Genomic DNA, 16,155 nt, shown 5'->3' with positions numbered 1-16,155 from the left:
CCGGCACATCGGACCTACCTCCCAAACTACCGACTCGACAGGTAGGCCAGGACGGCCTGTACCCGGCGGTGCGAGTCGTCGTGGAGGGCGAGCCCGAGGCCGGCATAGATGCCGGTCAGGTGGTTGACGACGGTCTTTTCCGAGATGACGAAATGGGCGGCGATCGACGCGTTCGACCGGCCCTCCGCCACCAGGGCCAATACCTCGCGCTGACGGCGGGTGAGGGCGGCGGCGGGGGTCCCGGCCCGATCGGCCCGGTGGAACAATTGCTCGATGACGTCCCGATCGAGGACGACCTCCCCGCCGACGACCCGGTGCAGTCCGGCCAAGAATTCGTCGATGTGGGTGACCCGCTGCTTGAGCAGATAGCCGACCCCGCCGCCGGTACCGACCTCCAGCAGGGCGCGAGCGGGCCGGGTCAGCACGTGCTGGGACAGCACACAGACCGCGACTGCCGGCCAGGCGCGACGAATCTCCAACGCGGCGACCAGGCCCTCGTCGGTGAAGTCCGGCGGCATCCGGATGTCGGTGATGACCAGTTCCGGCGACTCGGCCCGGACAGCCGCGAGCAACTCGGCAGCGGTGCCGACACTGCGAATCACCTCGAAATCGCTGTCCTGCAACACGGCTTCGATTCCGCGGCGGATCAGTGGCTCGTCCTCGGCTATGACGACTGGTATGGAATTTGCGCCCACAGGGTCGTACCCCCTTCTTCACCGGTGGTGATCTCAGTGTTGCCGCCGCTGGCCGCGACCCGGTCGGTGATCCCCACCAGGCCAGTCCCCGCCTGCAGATCCACCTGGCCATTCCCGTTATCGGTGACGCTGACCTGCAGTCGGCTGTCCTCGGCCTGCAAGCTGACGGTGCAGGCGCTCGCCCCGGAATGCTTGACGACGTTCGCGAGTGCCTCCGCCACGACAAGATACGCGGTCATCTCAGCGGTGTGGTCAATGCGTTCCGGCACAGTCACTTCGAACCGGGTCGGGATCGGCATCGACTCGATCAGTTCTTCCACAGCACCCACCACCCCGAGCTCGATCAGCGCCGGCGGCATGAGGTTCTGTACGAATGCCCGCAGCTCGGCGGCGGCCTGGTCGGCGTCGTCACGGAGCGCGGTCGCCCGCGTCGGCACCTCGCCGGCCGGCGCGGTCGCGATCCGCCGCACATCGATGCCGATCAGCAGCAGCCGGGCCTGCAGGCCGTCGTGCAGGCCCCGGCTGATCCGCCGCCGTTCGGCGTCGGCCGCGCCGAACAGGCGCTCGCGGGACTCGATGACGGCCTGCCGCGACGCCCGCAGCTCCGCGGACAGCCGCTCGCGTTCGAGCGCGAGCGCGACCAGGCCGGCGGCTCGCTCGACCTCTCGGGGATCACGCGGAACGGTGCCGTCGTACTCGATCGCCGCCACCGGCACTCCGCCCAGCTCGATGACGCTGCGCGCGCGACCCGCCTGCCCGGCCGGTTGTGCTACTGGCATACCGTCTTCGCTCACCCAGCAGCTCAACTCCACCGACCAGTAGACGATCTCGAGGGTCGCATCATCGAGGGCGGTGGCCAGCACGTCACGGATCGGGCTGCGCGAGGTCTGGGACGAGCCGAGCCAGGCACCGAGCTCTTCCAGCTCCGCGGTCCGGCGGAACCCGCCGAGCAGGAACGCGACCAGCACCACCACCGGCAGCACCGCCAAGGTCGTGACCTGCACGGCAGCCAGCACCAGTTGCTGCCCCGGCCACCAGAGGGTCGCCGCCCAGGCGCTCACCGGCACGAACAACACGACCAGCACGCCGACGGCCGATACCGTGCCGAGGCTGCGGCGTTCCTGCGGCCGGGCCCGCACCAGTCTGACGATCACGATCACCGCGACGGCGGCCAGCAATGCATCCAACAGGGCCGTCTGCAGGTGTTGCGCAGTGACGCGCAGGGCCGGCAGATCGGCGACGCTCAGGAAGCCCGGTTCGGTCAGCGGATCGAACAGGTACCCCGGTACCTGCAGACCCACCGCGGCCACGTACAGCCCGACCACCACCGCACGTGCGGGCCTGGAACCCAGCCGTCCGGTGGGGAACGCCAACAGCAGATGGGCGGGTGCTGCCACGATCAGCAGCGAGAATATCGGCAGCAGTGCTTGAAATGCCGGCACCGTGGTGTTGCCGATCGCGATGAGCCACATGCTCAGACCGGTCCAGATCAGCAAGGCCCCGACCCGATTGTGCGGGCGCCGCCACCAGGCGATCAGCCCAGCGACGAGGTACATCCAGAACACCATCGGCAGGCCGACCACCACCGCCACCGCGAGCGGCGGCAGCCCGGCGAGCGAGAGCATCGGATACGGCACCAGGCCGAGCAGCAGCCCCACTCCGCCCAGCATCCACAACGGCCCGCTGCGACGCCCGGCAGCGACTTCGCGCCGAGAACTCCAGCGGCCCACCGGATCCATCGGAACCAACCTCCTGTCGAGCGGTAGGCGGTCCGATGGCCGTCCCGAGCACGGGGGCCACACGCAGTCTGAACCAGACGCCGGTCACGCTACTCGGTCCCGACCGATCCGCGGCCGGAGCCGACCCGAAGCCCAGTCGTTCAGCGCGCCGAAACCGCGGCCGCCACCATCGCCGCGGTGTCCACCGTCAACCGCGCGGTACCGACCACCAACCCGAACCGGTCAGCACCGAACGACCCGGCACTCAATGGCTGGACCGCCACCCGCTGCGGCGCACCCGCGGCCGCCAGGTCGGCCAGCGCCCGGCGTTCGCCGGCCGCCGAGTCCAGTTCGATCACCAGGTGCAGCCCGGCCGCGACCCCGAGCACCGGCCGTTCGCAGCCGAGGTCCGCCAGCGCCTGCAACAGCAGCGCCCGCCGTTCGCCGTACCGGATCCTGGCGCGCCGGGTGTGCCGGGAGTAGGCGCCAGAGCGCAGGAACGCGGCGAGCGTCGCCTGTTCGGGAACCGAGCAGCCGAGATCGGCGAAACGCTTGCCATCCACCAGCTTTCCCACTAGGGCTGGGGGTGCCACCAGCCAGCCGAGCCGCAGTGCCGGAGACAGCGTCTTGGACACCGACCCGGCCAGTAGCACCCGGTCGGGCGCCAGCCCCTGGATCGCCGGTACCGGCGACCGGTCGTACCGCAGCTCCGCGTCGTAGTCGTCCTCCACCACCAGCCGATCGCCCGCTGCCGCCCAGTCGACCAGTTCACGGCGCCGGTCGGGGGCCAGCGGCACGCCGAGCGGGTACTGGTGCGCGGGGGTGACGACCACCGCCCTGGCCAACGGGTCGATACGGTCCACCACGATGCCCCGCTGGTCAACGGGCACCGGCGCGAGCCGCAGCCCGAGGCGGCGGAACAGCTCGATGCTGCCGGCCGACCCGGGATCCTCCATGGCCAGCACCGCGCCGCGTCCGAGCATCGTGGCGATCAGCGAAAAGCCTTGTGCCACCCCGGATACCACGACGATCGAGTCGGGATCCGTGCGCACTCCACGACTGAGTCGCAGCTGCTCGGCGAGCGCGGTCCGCAGCCCGGGCAGACCCTGCGGATCGGGGTAGCCGAGATCGGCCGCGCCGAGATCGGCCACCGCCTCCCGGAAGGCCCTCGACCATCCGGCCCGCGGGAACAGGGCCGGATCCGGGGTGCCAGGGCTGGACGGCGCGCGCCGTGACGTCACCGGGTCCGGACCAGGACGCGAAGTCAGCGGCGGCGTCACCAGCAGCCCGGCCCGCGGGGCGCTGCGCAGCATTCCCTCGTCCACCAACCGGTCCTCGGCGGCGGTCACCGTCCCCCTCGCGACGCCGAGGCCGCCGGCCAGTGTCCGGCTGGACGGCAACCGCGCTCCGGCCGGGAACTCGCCACCGGCGATCGCCGCGCGCAGTCCGGCGTACAGCCATTCGCCGACCGCACGTTCGGGGACAGCACCCAGCCGCAGCCGGACGTCATCGGCAGTCAATCGAGGTTCGGTGGGGTCCGTCATCTGGCCCATCAAAACAGTCAGCATCTGGCTCTGTCCAGTGGTCCAGCACCTTCGTACCGTCAGCACCATGACGAACGACAGAACCGGCATCCTGAGCTGCATCGCCGCGATGATCATCGTCGGCTCCTCGCTCGCCACCTCGGCGGCGCTGGTCGACTTCCCGATCTACGGCGGCCAGGCGGCGAGGTATGCCGTCGCGGCCGCGGCGCTCCTCGCGGTGTTGCGGTTCCGCCGGATACCGCTGATCCGGCCGACGCTGCGGCAGTGGGCGCAACTGGCAGCGGTGGCGGCGACCGGGCTGGCGCTGTTCAACGTGTGCGTCATCCAGGGCGATGCACGACTCTCGCCGTCGCTGGTCGGGGCGGTGATCGGCACCGCGCCGATCGTCCTCGCACTGGCCGGTGGCGCCGGCCGGCGCGGCAACCGGCGGATCATGGCGGCGGCCGCGGTGGTCGTGACCGGGGTGCTCATCGTCCAGGGCCTCGGCCCGGTCAACGGCCCCGGCCTGCTGTTCGCCGTCGGCGCGCTGGCCGGCGAGGTCGGCTTCTCGCTGCTCGCCGTCCCGCTGTTGCCCACCCTAGGTCCCCTGCGGGTGTCCGCCTATGTCTGTGCCATCGCCGTACCGATGATGCTGATCGTCGGCCTGCTGCTGCCCGGCCCACTGTTCGCCGTGCCGACCGGCACCGAACTGGCCACCCTCGGGTACCTCGCCGTGATGGTGACGGCGGTGGCATTCCTGTTGTGGTACAACGGCTTGTCCCGCATCGGCCCGGCGCGTGCCGGCCTGTTCTGCGCGGTCATGCCGATCGCGGCGGCCGTCACCTCGGTGGCCCTCGGCTTCGAACCGTTGCGGCTGCACGTGGTGATCGGGGCGCTGACGGTCGGTCTCGGTCTGCTGGTCGGCACGCTGCGGACCGGCGGCCGCCCGGCCGAGACCGACACATCTGGTGACGGGCTTTCAGGCTCAGCCCGCGGTGCCCGGTCGACCGCGCTCAGTCGATGATGTCCACCCGGGCAGGCATCACCAGCACCGCGGCCACCATCAGCACCGCGACCACGGCCGCCGCGATGAACACGTGGTGGATGGCCCCGGCCAGCACCGGGACCGGCACATCCGCCGCGGTTCCCCCGCCCGGCGCGCCGACCCGGACCGACATCGACGCGTTGGCGATCGCGCCGAACACCGCGACGCCGACCGCACTGCCCATCGACCGGGCGAACACGTTGGCCCCGGTCACCACCCCGCGGCGCTGCCAGGCGACCGACGACTGTGCGGCGATCAGCGTCGGGGCGGCCACCAGCCCGAGCCCCAGGCCGACCACGAAACAGGCGAACGCGACGAAGAAGACCGAGCTGCCCTGCGTCAACAGCAGCATCAGCAGCGATCCGAGCAGCGCGATGCACGCACCGATCAACGCGGTGTACCGGAACCCGATGCGCAGGTACAGCCGGCCGGAGTTGGACGAGGAGAGCGGCCAGCCGATGGTCATGGCGGCCAACGCGAAGCCGGCGACCAGGGCGGTGGTCTTCAGCACTCCCTCGGCGAACAGCGGGACGAACGACGTCAGCCCGATCAGCAAGGCGCCGACGGTCAGACTGCTCAGGTTGCTGCCGTTGAACACCCGCCTGCCGAAGATCCACCCGGGCAGGATCGGCTCGCTCGCCCGCCGCTCGACGAAGACGAACGCGACCAACACCACCAGGCCGCCGATCAGCACCGTGGCGCTCTGCCACGAGATCCACTCCCACAGCACCCCGCCCTCCAACAGACCGAGCAGGATCATGGTGCTGCCGAGAGCCAGCAGAATCGCGCCGGCGAAATCGATCCGGTGCTGCGATCTGGTCACCTTCTCGTGGAACCGGCGGGTCAGCATCACGGCGGCGGCCGCGCCCAACGGCACGTTGACGAAGAAGATCCACCGCCAGTTCAGGTAGTCCGAGAAGACGCCACCCAGCGTCGGGCCGACCACGGCGGCGATCGCCCACACGCTGGCGACATAGCCCTGCACCTTGGCCCGCTCGGCCACCGTGTACAGATCGCCGACGATGGTCATCGCCATCGGCTGGACGGCACCGGCGCCGAGTCCCTGGACGGCCCGGAAGGCGATCAGCATCGGCATGCTCCAGGCGATGCCGCACAGGATCGAACCGACCACGAAGGTCGCGATGCCGAACAGCATGATCGTCTTGCGTCCGACGATGTCGGCCAGCTTGCCGTAGATCGGGACGGCAACGGCCTGCCCCAGCAGGTACACCGAGAACAGCCAGGGAAACTGGTGGAACCCGCCCAGATCGTCGACGATCGAGGTGACCGCGGTGGCCAGGATCGTCGAGTCGATGGCGACCAGGCCGGTGCTGAGCATCACCGACAGCAGCACCGGCCCGCGCTCGGAGCGCAGCCCGATCGACGCCCTGCTGATCTGTTCCTGGGTCATGGTCCTGCGTCATCCTCGATTTCGGCGGCTCCGTTCAGCATGCCCGGGGCAACGATCCGGCCGGACGGCGGGTCCGGGCAGAATGTGCGTCATGGTCGGCACCCAAGGCGGCACGCCCGAGCGGCCCGCGACGTTCTTCGCCGACGCCGGCGAGTTCCGCCAGTGGCTGCTCGACAACCACGACTCCGCCACCGAATTGTGGATGGGGCTGAACAAGAAGCATGTCCGGCCGCAGGGGTTGACATGGGAGCTCGCGGTCGAAGAGGCGCTCTGCTTCGGCTGGATCGACTCGGTGGCGCAGCGGATCGACGACGACACCCGACGGCAGCGCTGGACACCGCGCAAACCCGCCAGCAACTGGAGCCTGGTCAACGTCGCCCTGGTCGAGAAGTTGGTCGCCGAGAAGCGGATGACGCCGGCCGGGCTGGCCGCCTTCGAGCGGCGCCGGCCGGACCGTCAGGGCGTGTACTCCCACGAACAGGAGAATGCCGCGGTACTGCCGCCGGAGTTCCAGACCCGGTTGCGCCGGAATGCCTCCGCCGCAGCGTGGTTCGACGCCGCGCCATCGGGCTACCGACGGGCGGTGGTGCACTGGGTGCTGACGGCGAAGCGCGAGGCGACCCGGCAGAGCCGGCTGGCCGAACTGATCGAGGACAGCGCGAACGGTCGGCTGGTCAAGTTCCAGCGCTACGGCGACGAGCCGGCCTGGGTGGCTCGCAACCGTCAGCGGCTCGGGCTGGGCTGACGAACGTCACCGCAGCGGCCGGTCGATCCGCTCGGCCAGCCGCTCCAGCGCGGCATCGGCGGCATCGCGGACCTTCCGGTCGGGGTCGATCATGGCCCGCTGCAAGGCATCTCCGTGTTCGAACTCGCCAACCTGGGCGAGCGCCTTGACCGCGGCCGTGCGAACCCGCGGCGCGTCCTCCTGGTCGGGATCGGTGAGCTCGGCCAGCCGGTCGGCGGCATCGGCCAGTTCTCGCAGACCGACGACGGCGCAACAATGCTCCCGTACCCGCCAGGCGTCGTCGTCCAGACCGGCGATCACCGGGCCGGCGGCCCGGTCGTCCCAGGCGTATCGCAGCGCCCTTGCCGCCCAGACCCGCGGCCAATAGTTCAGGTCCGAGCGGGCCCAGTGGTGCCGGTCGCAGTCGGTACCCGCCGCCGGGCCGCCGATCCACCGCAACGACGGGGTCTTCCGATCGGCGCCGCCCGCCGCCCCGGTCAGCAGCGCGAGGCACCAGTCGACCAGCACGTCGTGGCCCAACGAATCCTCGGCCGCCAGAACTCCGGAGGACGGCATCCAACCGTCACCGATGTTCGGCGTCGGGAACGGTCCGGCCACCCGACGATGGTGGCACAGTTCGGATCCCGTGGCGCCGGTCCCGACGTTGCTATTCCTGGATCACCGACAGCACATTGCCGGCCGGGTCGGTGAACCAGGCGATCAGCGGACCGCCGCCGCGATGGATGCCCTTGGCGTCGGTCTCGATCGGCGTGCCTTCGTAATGTTCGAACTCGACGCCTCTGGCGATCAGTTCGTCCACCGCACGCTCGACGTCGGTGACCGGGAAGTTCAGCACGGTGTAGCCGGCCGGGACATGATTCGGCTTGGGATAGATGAGGATGTCGCGGCCGCCGGCGACGTTCAGGAACAACATGCCGTTCTCCTGGATCACCCGCACACCGAGTGTCTCGGCGTAGAACGTCCTGGCCGCCTCGATGTCGTCAACCGAGAATCCGCTGAATGCCCTGACGCCTTCGAACAATCCGCTGCCGTTGCCCACGATGCTGTCCTCTCGTCGATGTGCAGGTTGGACCGATTCGGCACCGAGAATTCATCGGGTGGTCAAAGCCGGTCCAGATCAAGGCCGGTCCAGGTCGACCCGGTCCCCGATCAACGCCGCAGCGAGTTCGACCGGCCGACTCAACGCCGACAGGTGTCCGGAGTCGATCACGTCGATCCGTGTCGCCCCAAGGCGTTCGCCGGCGATCTGCCGCTGGAACTCCAACGGGAAGAACCGGTCACCGGAGCCCAGGATGATCCGGGTCGGCAGGTCCGGCCAGCCGGCCGGCGGCCACGGGTCGGTGAAGATGCCGTCCAGTTCTGCGGGGTGTGCGTCGGCCGAAAAGGCCCGCTCGGTCACCTCGGCCGGCACGTCATGGAAGAAGCCGGTCAACAGATCGAATTCGGCGGGCCAGCCGTGGGCGGCGGCCGCCGCCGCTCTCGCCGGTCCGTGACCGGTGTTCTCCCACCAGTCGCCGCCGGTCTCGCCGGCGGCCGGGATCATCGGGTTGACCAGCACCAGCTCGCGCACCGGCAGCCGGGAACAGGCCAGCGGTGCGCTGAAGGCGCCGAGCGACTGGGCGACCAGCACCATCTCCCCCGCCGAGGTAGCGGAAAGTTGCTCGGACGCGCCGACGGCGCCGGCGTGTCGCGGCAAACTTCCGCTACCTGGGGGGTGGGCGGCACCTACCGGTTGGGCCGCCTGCACGATCGCCGCTGCATAGTCGGCCAGGGTGCTGCTGGCGGCCTTCGGCAGCTCGACGGCCACGGCGGTATGGCCCCGCTTCTCCAGTTCGGGGATCAGCCGGTGCCAGTACCAGGCCTGGCCGTCCGCTCCCGGGACCAGCACGTATCTCGTCATCCCCCGCCACCTGTCGCCGCCGTCACCCCAACAACGACCCGGCGCGGGCAGGAAAATCATCGGGCAAGACGCGAGATTCAGCTTGGCTGCGGCCAGTGGCCCCGATCGGGCATCAAACGCCTGGAACGGGGCGACTGGCCGTAGCTGAACTGAAGTCGGAGCTGACCCGTCAGCGGGAGCCGACGCGGGTGCGCGCCGAGAAGGCGGCCGCGCCGCCGCCGGAAGTACTGCTGTAGACGGTCTTCGAGCCGCCGGCACTGCGACCCGACCCGCCGGAACGGCCCGAGCCTGACCCGTCACGTGCCGAACCCGAGCCACCGGAGCGACCCGAACCGCCGCGAGCCGCAGCGCCGTCGCCGCGACCGGCACCCTGGCCGGAACCGCCCCGGTTGCGGCGCGGACGTCCATCGCCGCGCGCACCCTCGGCCGGACGATCGCTGCGCGGAGCACCACCCGAACGACCACCCGTAGCGGGGTTGGCCCGGCCGCCGTCCTGCCCGGCCGGCTTGCGCGGGCCACGCGACCGACCGCCACCGCGACCGGCCGGCGCCGCGGCCGGAACCTCGCGCACCAGCCCGCCGTTGACGAACGAACGCTCACCGGGAGCCAGCTTCTGCAGCAGCGGATGCTTCGCATCGATCTTGGTGGTGGTCGGGTTGATCCCGGCCTTGCGGGTCAGGTCACGCACATCGCGGACCTGCTCGTCCGTCATCAGGGTGATCACCGTGCCGGCGGCACCGGCCCGAGCGGTCCGACCCGAGCGATGCAGGTAGGCCTTGTGCTCGACCGGCGGATCGGCGTGGATCACCAGCGCGACGTCGTCCACGTGGATACCGCGGGCCGCGATGTCGGTGGCGACCATCGTCTTCGCCGCCCCGGAGTGGAAGTCGTCGAGATTGCGGGTGCGGGCACCCTGGCTCAGGTTGCCGTGCAATTCGACCGCGGGCACGCCGGACGCGTTGAGCTGCCGGGTGAACTTCTTCGCCCGGTGCTTGGTGCGGGCGAAGATGATGGTCCGGCCGGGCGCGGCGGCCAGGTCGACCAGCACCGGCAGGTGCGCATCGAGGCTGACGTGCAGCACGTGGTGGCTCATCGGGATGACGGGCGACTGCTCCGAGTCGGCGTGGTGGGTCACCGGGTTGTGCAGGAATCGCTTGACCAGCACGTCGACACCGGCATCAAGGGTGGCGGAGAACAGCATCCGCTGGCCCTGCTGCGGGGTCTTGTCCATGATCCGCCGGACGCCGGGCAGGAAACCGAGGTCGGCCATGTGGTCGGCCTCGTCCAGGATGGTGATCTCGACGGCGTCCAGGCTGATGTGGCCCTGCTTCATCAGGTCCTCGAGCCGGCCGGGGCAGGCGACGACCACGTCGACGCCGCGGCGCAGTGCCTCGACCTGCGGATTCTGTCCGACGCCGCCGAAGACGGTCATCGAGGTGATGCCCAGCGGCTTGGCCAGCGGCGTCATCGCGCCGACGATCTGGGTGACGAGTTCGCGGGTGGGCGCCAGGATCAGCGCACGCGGCCGCTTCGGCTGACGTCGGGTCCCGGACTGCGACAGCCGGGTCAGCAGCGGCAGCAGGAAGGCGTAGGTCTTGCCGGAGCCGGTGCGGCCGCGGCCGAGCACGTCGCGGCCGGCCATCGAATCCGGCAGGGTGGCCGCCTGGATCGGGGTCGGCACGGTGATGCCCGCGTCGGAAAGGATGGTGGTCAGCGCGGTGGGCACGCCGAGGGTGGAAAAGGTCGTGTCAGCAGACACAGAGGGGTACTCCCAATCATGGTGTGTGGTCGTTCCGCCCGGCGCGAGCCAGCATGGGTCGCGGCGCAAGAGCATCGACTCAAAGAAGCGGGCCCGAGGCGAAACTGGGCGGGCCTGCTGAGAACAGTCTACGGGATCAGCCGTTCCATGATCACCACGGCGGTTGTGACGTTGCCGATGCCCGCGGGGGGCTGTCGGTTCACTGCCCGACCATCATGATCATCGCCCTGGCGGTACCGTCGACCGGCTCGAGGTAGTGCCCGGCCGACGCCGAATAGTGTGCGCTGTCCCCGGCCGCCAGCACCGCGGTGTCGCCCTCGACGTGCAACCGGTACTGCCCGGCCAGCACGATGCAGATCTCTTCCCCGGGATGACGGATCGGCGCGGCATGGTCACCCGGGTCACCTTGGACCATCGACAGCCGGGCGAGCCGGGCGCCCGGCGCAGTCAACTCCCATACCCGGCCGGCGGCACCGGCCGGCGCCGGCAACGGGGCAGGGCGCACCTTCAGCGGGAATTCACCGGACAGCGCGGCGCCTGCGCCGCCGACGGTCAGCAACTCGGTCACCGGCAGTTCGAGGGCACCGGCCAACTGGCTCAGCGCGGACAGCGTCGGGTTGGCCGCTCCGGTCTCGATCTGGGAGATGAAGCCGGTGGACAGCGCCGATCTGCCGGCCAGCGCGGTCAGCGTGAGCCCCAGCTCGAGCCGCCGCTTGCGCAGCGCCGCCCCGACCAGAGCCGCCGCGCGGGCCGCTGGTTCCCCATCGGTGTCCGGCATATCTGGTCTCCTTCGGGGATGACGGCCCAGCGCCCGAGAGTTCAGCGAGCCCCCTTGACGAACGGCTCCACGACGCACAATACTCACGCACTTGTCCAGATGGGCTACCTATACGGTCGGCACATTTTACCGTCAGCAAACGGAGGCGATAGCGATGCCCACTCCCCTGCCTCCGGCCGATGACCGGGTGCTGATCCGCGATCTCGAGACGCCCGATCAGCTGCGGGCGCCCGCCGCTCTGTACCGACAGGTCTTCGGCCGTGACGACGCCGTCAACCCCCGGCTGCTGACGGCGATCCGCGGCAACGGCGGCGTGGTGCTGGGCGCCTTCGACGGCGCCGACCTGGTCGGCTTCGTCTACGGCTTTCTCGGCCGGGACGACCCGGCGGGAGATGCAGGTGCCACGACGGCGCCCGAGCTCTACCACTACTCGCAGACCGCGGCGGTCCGCGCCGATCAGCGCGGTCGCGGCATCGGCCGGCTGCTCAAACTGGCGCAGCGGGACCGGGTGCTGGCCCAGGGCATCGACCGCATGCGCTGGGCCTTCGATCCGAACCGGACCGGCAACGCCCGGTTCAACCTGGACGTGTTGGGCGCCACCGCCCGCTGGTTCGCCGGCAACCTGTACGGCACCGATTCCGTTGCCGGGCAACCGGAACGGGACTCCGACCGGCTGATTCTCGACTGGGATCTGCCCGGCAGTCGGGACGGGCTGGTCCCGGTGCGCTACCCGCCGGTCACCACCCCACCGGCATGGGGAACGACCGCCGAGGACGGCGACGACCTGCTGCTGGCCCTGCCGCGCACGCACGCCGATCCGCTCGCCGCCACCCCATCACCGGAGGTCACCGCCGCCGTCTCCACCGTGCTGCGCGAAGCCATTGCGGCCGGCTACCAAGCGGTCTCGTGCCTGCCGTCGGATGATCTGACGGCGGTCTACCGGCTCCGCAGGACACCGTGATGAGCGCGAGCGGCGCGGCCGTGCTGACCCCGACACCGGCACTGCAGCTGCTGGCCGACGCGGCCGACCGGCTGGGCGACCCGCAGCGACGGCTGTACCGGGCGATCGCCGCCGACTATCCGGCATCGCTCGCCCAGCGGCCGTCGCAGCTGCTGCGGCAGGCACAGGCCGCCCCGCACGAGCTGCAGGACCTGCTGACCGCCGCCGGCCTCGGCGACTACGCGGAGCTGCGGGTCAGGGCCGAGCGGGAGGAGGATCGGAGCCTGCCCAGCCCCGATATTCGTTACACCGCACGCCTTGCCGGGCGCGGCGCCGGTCGCGAGCTGCTCGGCCGGATGATCGCCAGGGAACAGCAGAACCTTCGCCTGAGCCTGGAATCGGGCCAGGCGACCGGTGCCTTCGACCTGGCCGCCGGCCGGATCGTGGCCGCCCGGCGCCGGTTCGTCACCGGCGACCTCAAGTCCGCTGCCTATGCCCTGATGCTCTCGGCCGAGCTCGGCCAGAGCATGTCCAACGTGGTGTTCGTCGACGGCTCGTCGGTGCGTCCGCTGGACGTCCTGTGCGACGTGCGCTCCGGTGATGTGTTGGTGGCGTTCTGTTTCCGCCGCTACAGCCGGCGCACCGTGACCATCGCCCGGGAGTTCCGGGCCGCCGGTGGCGCGGTGATCGGGCTGACGGATTCCGCCGACAGCCCGCTCGGGCTGGTCAGCGACCTGCCGGTGGTGGTCAGCACCGGCAGCGTCTCCCACGCCGATTCGCCGACCGCGGTCGCGGCCGCTGTGCACGTCATCGCCACCCTGGCGACCGCCTCGGCCAAGGGCGCCGGGCGTCGGTTGGAACGTCGCAATCAATTGGCCGCCACCCTGCAGTCCTACGAGGAGAGCTGAGCATGCGCATCGACCGGATCGAAGCATTTCGGGTTGGCCTGCCGCTGGTGCACGAGTTCCAGACCAGCTCACACCGCAAGTCCCGCCTCGAGCACATCCTGGTAAGGGTGACCGATTCCGACGGCGGCACCGGATGGGGCGAGATCGCCTCACCGAGCGATCCGTACTACTGCCCGGAAACCGTGGACACCAGCTGGCTGATGCTCAACGGCTACCTGGCGCCGGCCGTGCTGGGCCGCGACTGGCAACACCCGGACGAGCTCGGCGCGCTGTTCGGCAAGGTTCGCGGCAACCATTTCGCCAAGGCCGGAGTGGACATCGCCGGCTGGGACCTGTGGTGCCGACGCGAGGGTGTCTCGGTGGCCAGTGCGTTGGGCGCGGTCCGCGAGCAGATCGATGCCGGCGTCAGTCTCGGCATCGAGCCGACCCTGGACGATCTGCTCGGGCAGGTCGAACTGCATGTGGCGCAAGGCTACCGACGGGTCAAGCTGAAGGTCGCCCCGGGCTGGGACGTCGAGCCGGTCCGGGCCGTCCGGGCCGCGCATCCGGCGCTGGCGCTGCAGGTGGACGCCAACGGCGTCTACCGCGAGATCGCCGAGCACCTGGACACTCTGTTGGCCCTGGACGAGTTCGACCTGACGATGATCGAGCAGCCGTTCGCGCCGGGAGCGCTGGCCGCGCACGGCAGGCTGCAGGAGCGGTTGTCCACGCCGATCTGCCTCGACGAGTCGATCGAGGACCTCGACCAGCTGGACAGCGCGATCGCCGCCGGCGCCGGCCGGATCCTGAACATCAAGGTCTCCCGGATGGGTGGGCTGAGTCCGGCCAGGGCTGCCCACCAGGTCGCCGCCGACAACGGGATCGCCGTCTGGTGCGGCGGAATGCACGAGTTCGGGGTCGGCCGCGCCGCCAACGTGGCAATCGCCGGACTGCCGGGATTCGCGCTGCCGTCGGACGTCTCCGGCTCGGACAAGTACTACGCCAAGGACATCACCACCGAGCCGATCGTCGCCGTCGACGGCCGGGTCGCGGTGCGCTACCAGCGCCCGGGCCTCGGCTACGACGTCGACGCCGAGCGGGTGCAATCGCTGGCGACGGATCGGTTGGACCTGCGCTCGTGACCACCCTGCTGCACGGCGGGACGGTGCTCGACGGCACCGGCGCCGCCGGCTACCCCGCGGATGTCGTCATCGCCGACAACGGCACGATCGCCGAGATCGTCGAGACCGGCAATGCGGCCGCCACCGGCACCGACCTGGTACTGGACGCGACCGGTGCCGTTGTCGCTCCCGGCTTCATCGACCTCCATTCACACGCCGACTACTCGGTTTTCGGCGCGCCCGAGGCGCTCACCCAGACCCACCAGGGGGTCACCACGCTGGTCACCGGGAACTGCGGCTTCTCACCGTTCCCGCTGTCCGACGAACACGCGGCCGCCGGCCGCGGGCATACCGTCTTCGACACCGACCTGAGCTGGAACTGGCGCGGCGCCGACCAGTTCCTCGATGCGGTCGACGCCCTTCCGCTCGCCGTCAACATCGCGGCGCAGGTCGGCCACGGCGCCCTACGGATCGCGGCGATGGGCGCCGACCGGCGGGCGCCGACCGAGTCGGAACAGGGTCGGATGCGTGGCTTGCTGCGCGACTGCATCGAGGCCGGAGTGGTCGGACTGTCCAGTGGGCTGATCTACCCGCCCGGGTCGTTCGGCACCGCCGCGGAGCTGGCCGACCTCTGCTCGGTGGTGGCCGAGCACGGATTGCTCTACTCCTCACACATCCGCAACGAAAGTGACCAGCTGCTAACGGCCGTCACCGAGGCGATCGACACCGCGCGGGAATCCGGCGCCCGGCTGGAGATCTCGCACCTGAAGGCGATCGGACCGACCAACTGGGGCGGCACGGCGGCCGCCCTGGCGATGATCGCCCGGGCCCGCGCGGACGGCGTAGACGTCGGTACCGACGTCTACCCGTACACCGCCTCCAGCACCACATTGACCTCACGGATGCCGGACTGGGCGATGGACGGCGGCCGGGAGTCGTTGCTGCTCAGGCTTTCCGATCCGGTGACAGCTGCCGCCATCGCCGACGGGCTCCGTGCCCAGGTCGGCCCCTCGTTGCTGCCCGACCGGATCGTGGTGGCCCACACCATTGACGGGCCGTACCGCGAACACGTCGGCCGCAGCATCGCCGACATCGCCGCCCGGCTGGGCCTGGATCCGGCACAGACCGTCGTCGAGCTGCTCCGCGGACAACACGCTGTGGTGTCGATCATCAACCACGGCATGTCCGACGACGACCTCGACCGAGTCATCGCCCACCCGCTGGCGGCCATCGCCAGCGACGGCGCCGAGCTGGCGACATCCGGTACACAGCAACCACATCCGCGCAGCTTCGGCACCTTCGTCAGGGTGCTCGGGCACTATGCGAGGGACCGCGGCCTGATCGACCTGCCGGCCGCGGTGCACAAGATGACCGCCCTGCCGGCATCCCGGCTCGGCTGGACCGACCGCGGGGTGATCCGCCGCGGCGCCGTCGCCGACCTGTGCGTTTTCGACCCACAGACCGTGATCGACCGATCGACCTACGACGCACCGTGGCAACTTGCCGACGGCGTCCGGCACACCCTCATCGCCGGTCGCCCCGTGCTACAGGACGGCCTGCCCACCGATGCCCGCCCCGGCCGGGTGATCCGCGGCCGGGCCGGCGTGGTGTCCGACCGCCGCTGACCCGGACA

15 protein-coding genes are annotated in these 16,155 nt (G+C 70.4%); 6 read left to right on the top strand and 9 right to left on the bottom strand.

Annotated elements, in window-relative coordinates; translation table 11 throughout:
• Positions 1 to 26: 26 nt before the first annotated feature.
• The 3 genes from K340_RS0122830 to pdxR form a co-directional block, all read right to left on the bottom strand.
• A complete protein-coding gene (locus K340_RS0122830; protein ID WP_245599686.1) occupies positions 27 to 626 on the bottom strand; it encodes a LuxR C-terminal-related transcriptional regulator in 600 nt (199 codons plus the stop codon).
• Between the two features lie 38 nt (positions 627 to 664).
• Complete coding sequence (locus K340_RS32595; RefSeq protein ID WP_084614791.1) at positions 665 to 2,434, bottom strand: sensor histidine kinase; 1,770 nt, start codon at positions 2,432 to 2,434, stop codon at positions 665 to 667.
• 140 nt (positions 2,435 to 2,574) lie between these two features.
• Positions 2,575 to 3,957 carry a MocR-like pyridoxine biosynthesis transcription factor PdxR gene (pdxR, locus tag K340_RS32590; RefSeq protein WP_037366459.1) on the bottom strand — a complete coding sequence of 461 codons (1,383 nt, stop codon included), beginning with the start codon at positions 3,955 to 3,957 and terminating at the stop codon, positions 2,575 to 2,577.
• Between the two features lie 67 nt (positions 3,958 to 4,024).
• Between pdxR and K340_RS0122815 the strand changes: the two genes are divergently transcribed.
• Positions 4,025 to 4,960: a DMT family transporter gene (locus K340_RS0122815; protein WP_037366174.1), complete on the top strand. Its 936-nt coding sequence runs from the start codon at positions 4,025 to 4,027 to the stop codon at positions 4,958 to 4,960.
• Here K340_RS0122815 and K340_RS0122810 read toward each other — a convergent pair.
• Positions 4,950 to 6,392 (bottom strand): MDR family MFS transporter, encoded by a 1,443-nt coding sequence (locus K340_RS0122810; protein WP_029138395.1) that lies wholly within the window; start codon positions 6,390 to 6,392, stop codon positions 4,950 to 4,952. The genes K340_RS0122815 and K340_RS0122810 overlap by 11 nt on opposite strands.
• A 91-nt stretch (positions 6,393 to 6,483) precedes the next feature.
• Between K340_RS0122810 and K340_RS0122805 the strand changes: the two genes are divergently transcribed.
• The gene (locus tag K340_RS0122805; protein ID WP_037366458.1) at positions 6,484 to 7,137 is read left to right on the top strand and encodes a YdeI/OmpD-associated family protein; all 654 of its coding nucleotides are present in this window, start codon (positions 6,484 to 6,486) and stop codon (positions 7,135 to 7,137) included.
• Positions 7,138 to 7,143: 6 nt separating this feature from the next.
• On the opposite strand, the gene K340_RS0122800 is transcribed toward K340_RS0122805, so the two are convergent.
• The 5 genes from K340_RS0122800 to K340_RS0122780 form a co-directional block, all read right to left on the bottom strand.
• Entirely contained in the window at positions 7,144 to 7,734 is a 591-nt protein-coding gene (locus K340_RS0122800; RefSeq protein WP_051267275.1) for a HEAT repeat domain-containing protein, read from the bottom strand.
• A 49-nt stretch (positions 7,735 to 7,783) separates the two neighbouring features.
• A complete protein-coding gene (locus tag K340_RS0122795; protein WP_029138392.1) occupies positions 7,784 to 8,158 on the bottom strand; it encodes a VOC family protein in 375 nt (124 codons plus the stop codon).
• A gap of 96 nt (positions 8,159 to 8,254) precedes the next feature.
• Positions 8,255 to 9,037: an alpha/beta fold hydrolase gene (locus K340_RS0122790; RefSeq protein ID WP_029138391.1), complete on the bottom strand. Its 783-nt coding sequence runs from the start codon at positions 9,035 to 9,037 to the stop codon at positions 8,255 to 8,257.
• Positions 9,038 to 9,206: 169 nt separating this feature from the next.
• Positions 9,207 to 10,796, bottom strand: a complete 1,590-nt coding sequence (locus tag K340_RS0122785) for a DEAD/DEAH box helicase (RefSeq protein WP_029138390.1) — start codon at positions 10,794 to 10,796, stop codon at positions 9,207 to 9,209.
• 199 nt (positions 10,797 to 10,995) lie between these two features.
• Positions 10,996 to 11,574 carry a helix-turn-helix domain-containing protein gene (locus K340_RS0122780; protein ID WP_029138389.1) on the bottom strand — a complete coding sequence of 193 codons (579 nt, stop codon included), beginning with the start codon at positions 11,572 to 11,574 and terminating at the stop codon, positions 10,996 to 10,998.
• Positions 11,575 to 11,728: 154 nt separating this feature from the next.
• On the opposite strand from K340_RS0122780, the gene K340_RS32585 reads away from it, so the two are divergent.
• From K340_RS32585 to K340_RS0122760, 4 genes are read left to right on the top strand one after another with little or no spacing between them, the layout of a single operon-like run.
• On the top strand, positions 11,729 to 12,535 hold the full coding sequence (locus K340_RS32585) for a GNAT family N-acetyltransferase (protein WP_051267273.1): 807 nt from the start codon (positions 11,729 to 11,731) through the stop codon (positions 12,533 to 12,535).
• Positions 12,535 to 13,422: a MurR/RpiR family transcriptional regulator gene (locus K340_RS36800; protein WP_084614788.1), complete on the top strand. Its 888-nt coding sequence runs from the start codon at positions 12,535 to 12,537 to the stop codon at positions 13,420 to 13,422. The genes K340_RS32585 and K340_RS36800 overlap by 1 nt, the downstream gene beginning before the upstream one ends.
• 2 nt (positions 13,423 to 13,424) lie before the next feature.
• Positions 13,425 to 14,543 carry an o-succinylbenzoate synthase gene (gene menC, locus K340_RS0122765; RefSeq protein WP_029138387.1) on the top strand — a complete coding sequence of 373 codons (1,119 nt, stop codon included), beginning with the start codon at positions 13,425 to 13,427 and terminating at the stop codon, positions 14,541 to 14,543.
• Complete coding sequence (locus K340_RS0122760; RefSeq protein ID WP_029138386.1) at positions 14,540 to 16,147, top strand: N-acyl-D-amino-acid deacylase family protein; 1,608 nt, start codon at positions 14,540 to 14,542, stop codon at positions 16,145 to 16,147. The genes menC and K340_RS0122760 overlap by 4 nt, the downstream gene beginning before the upstream one ends.
• Positions 16,148 to 16,155: the final 8 nt, after the last annotated feature.

The organism is Nakamurella lactea DSM 19367 (assembly GCF_000426645.1).
GTDB lineage: Bacteria > Actinomycetota > Actinomycetes > Mycobacteriales > Nakamurellaceae > Nakamurella > Nakamurella lactea.
This window is presented reverse-complemented; position numbering and strand designations above follow the sequence as displayed.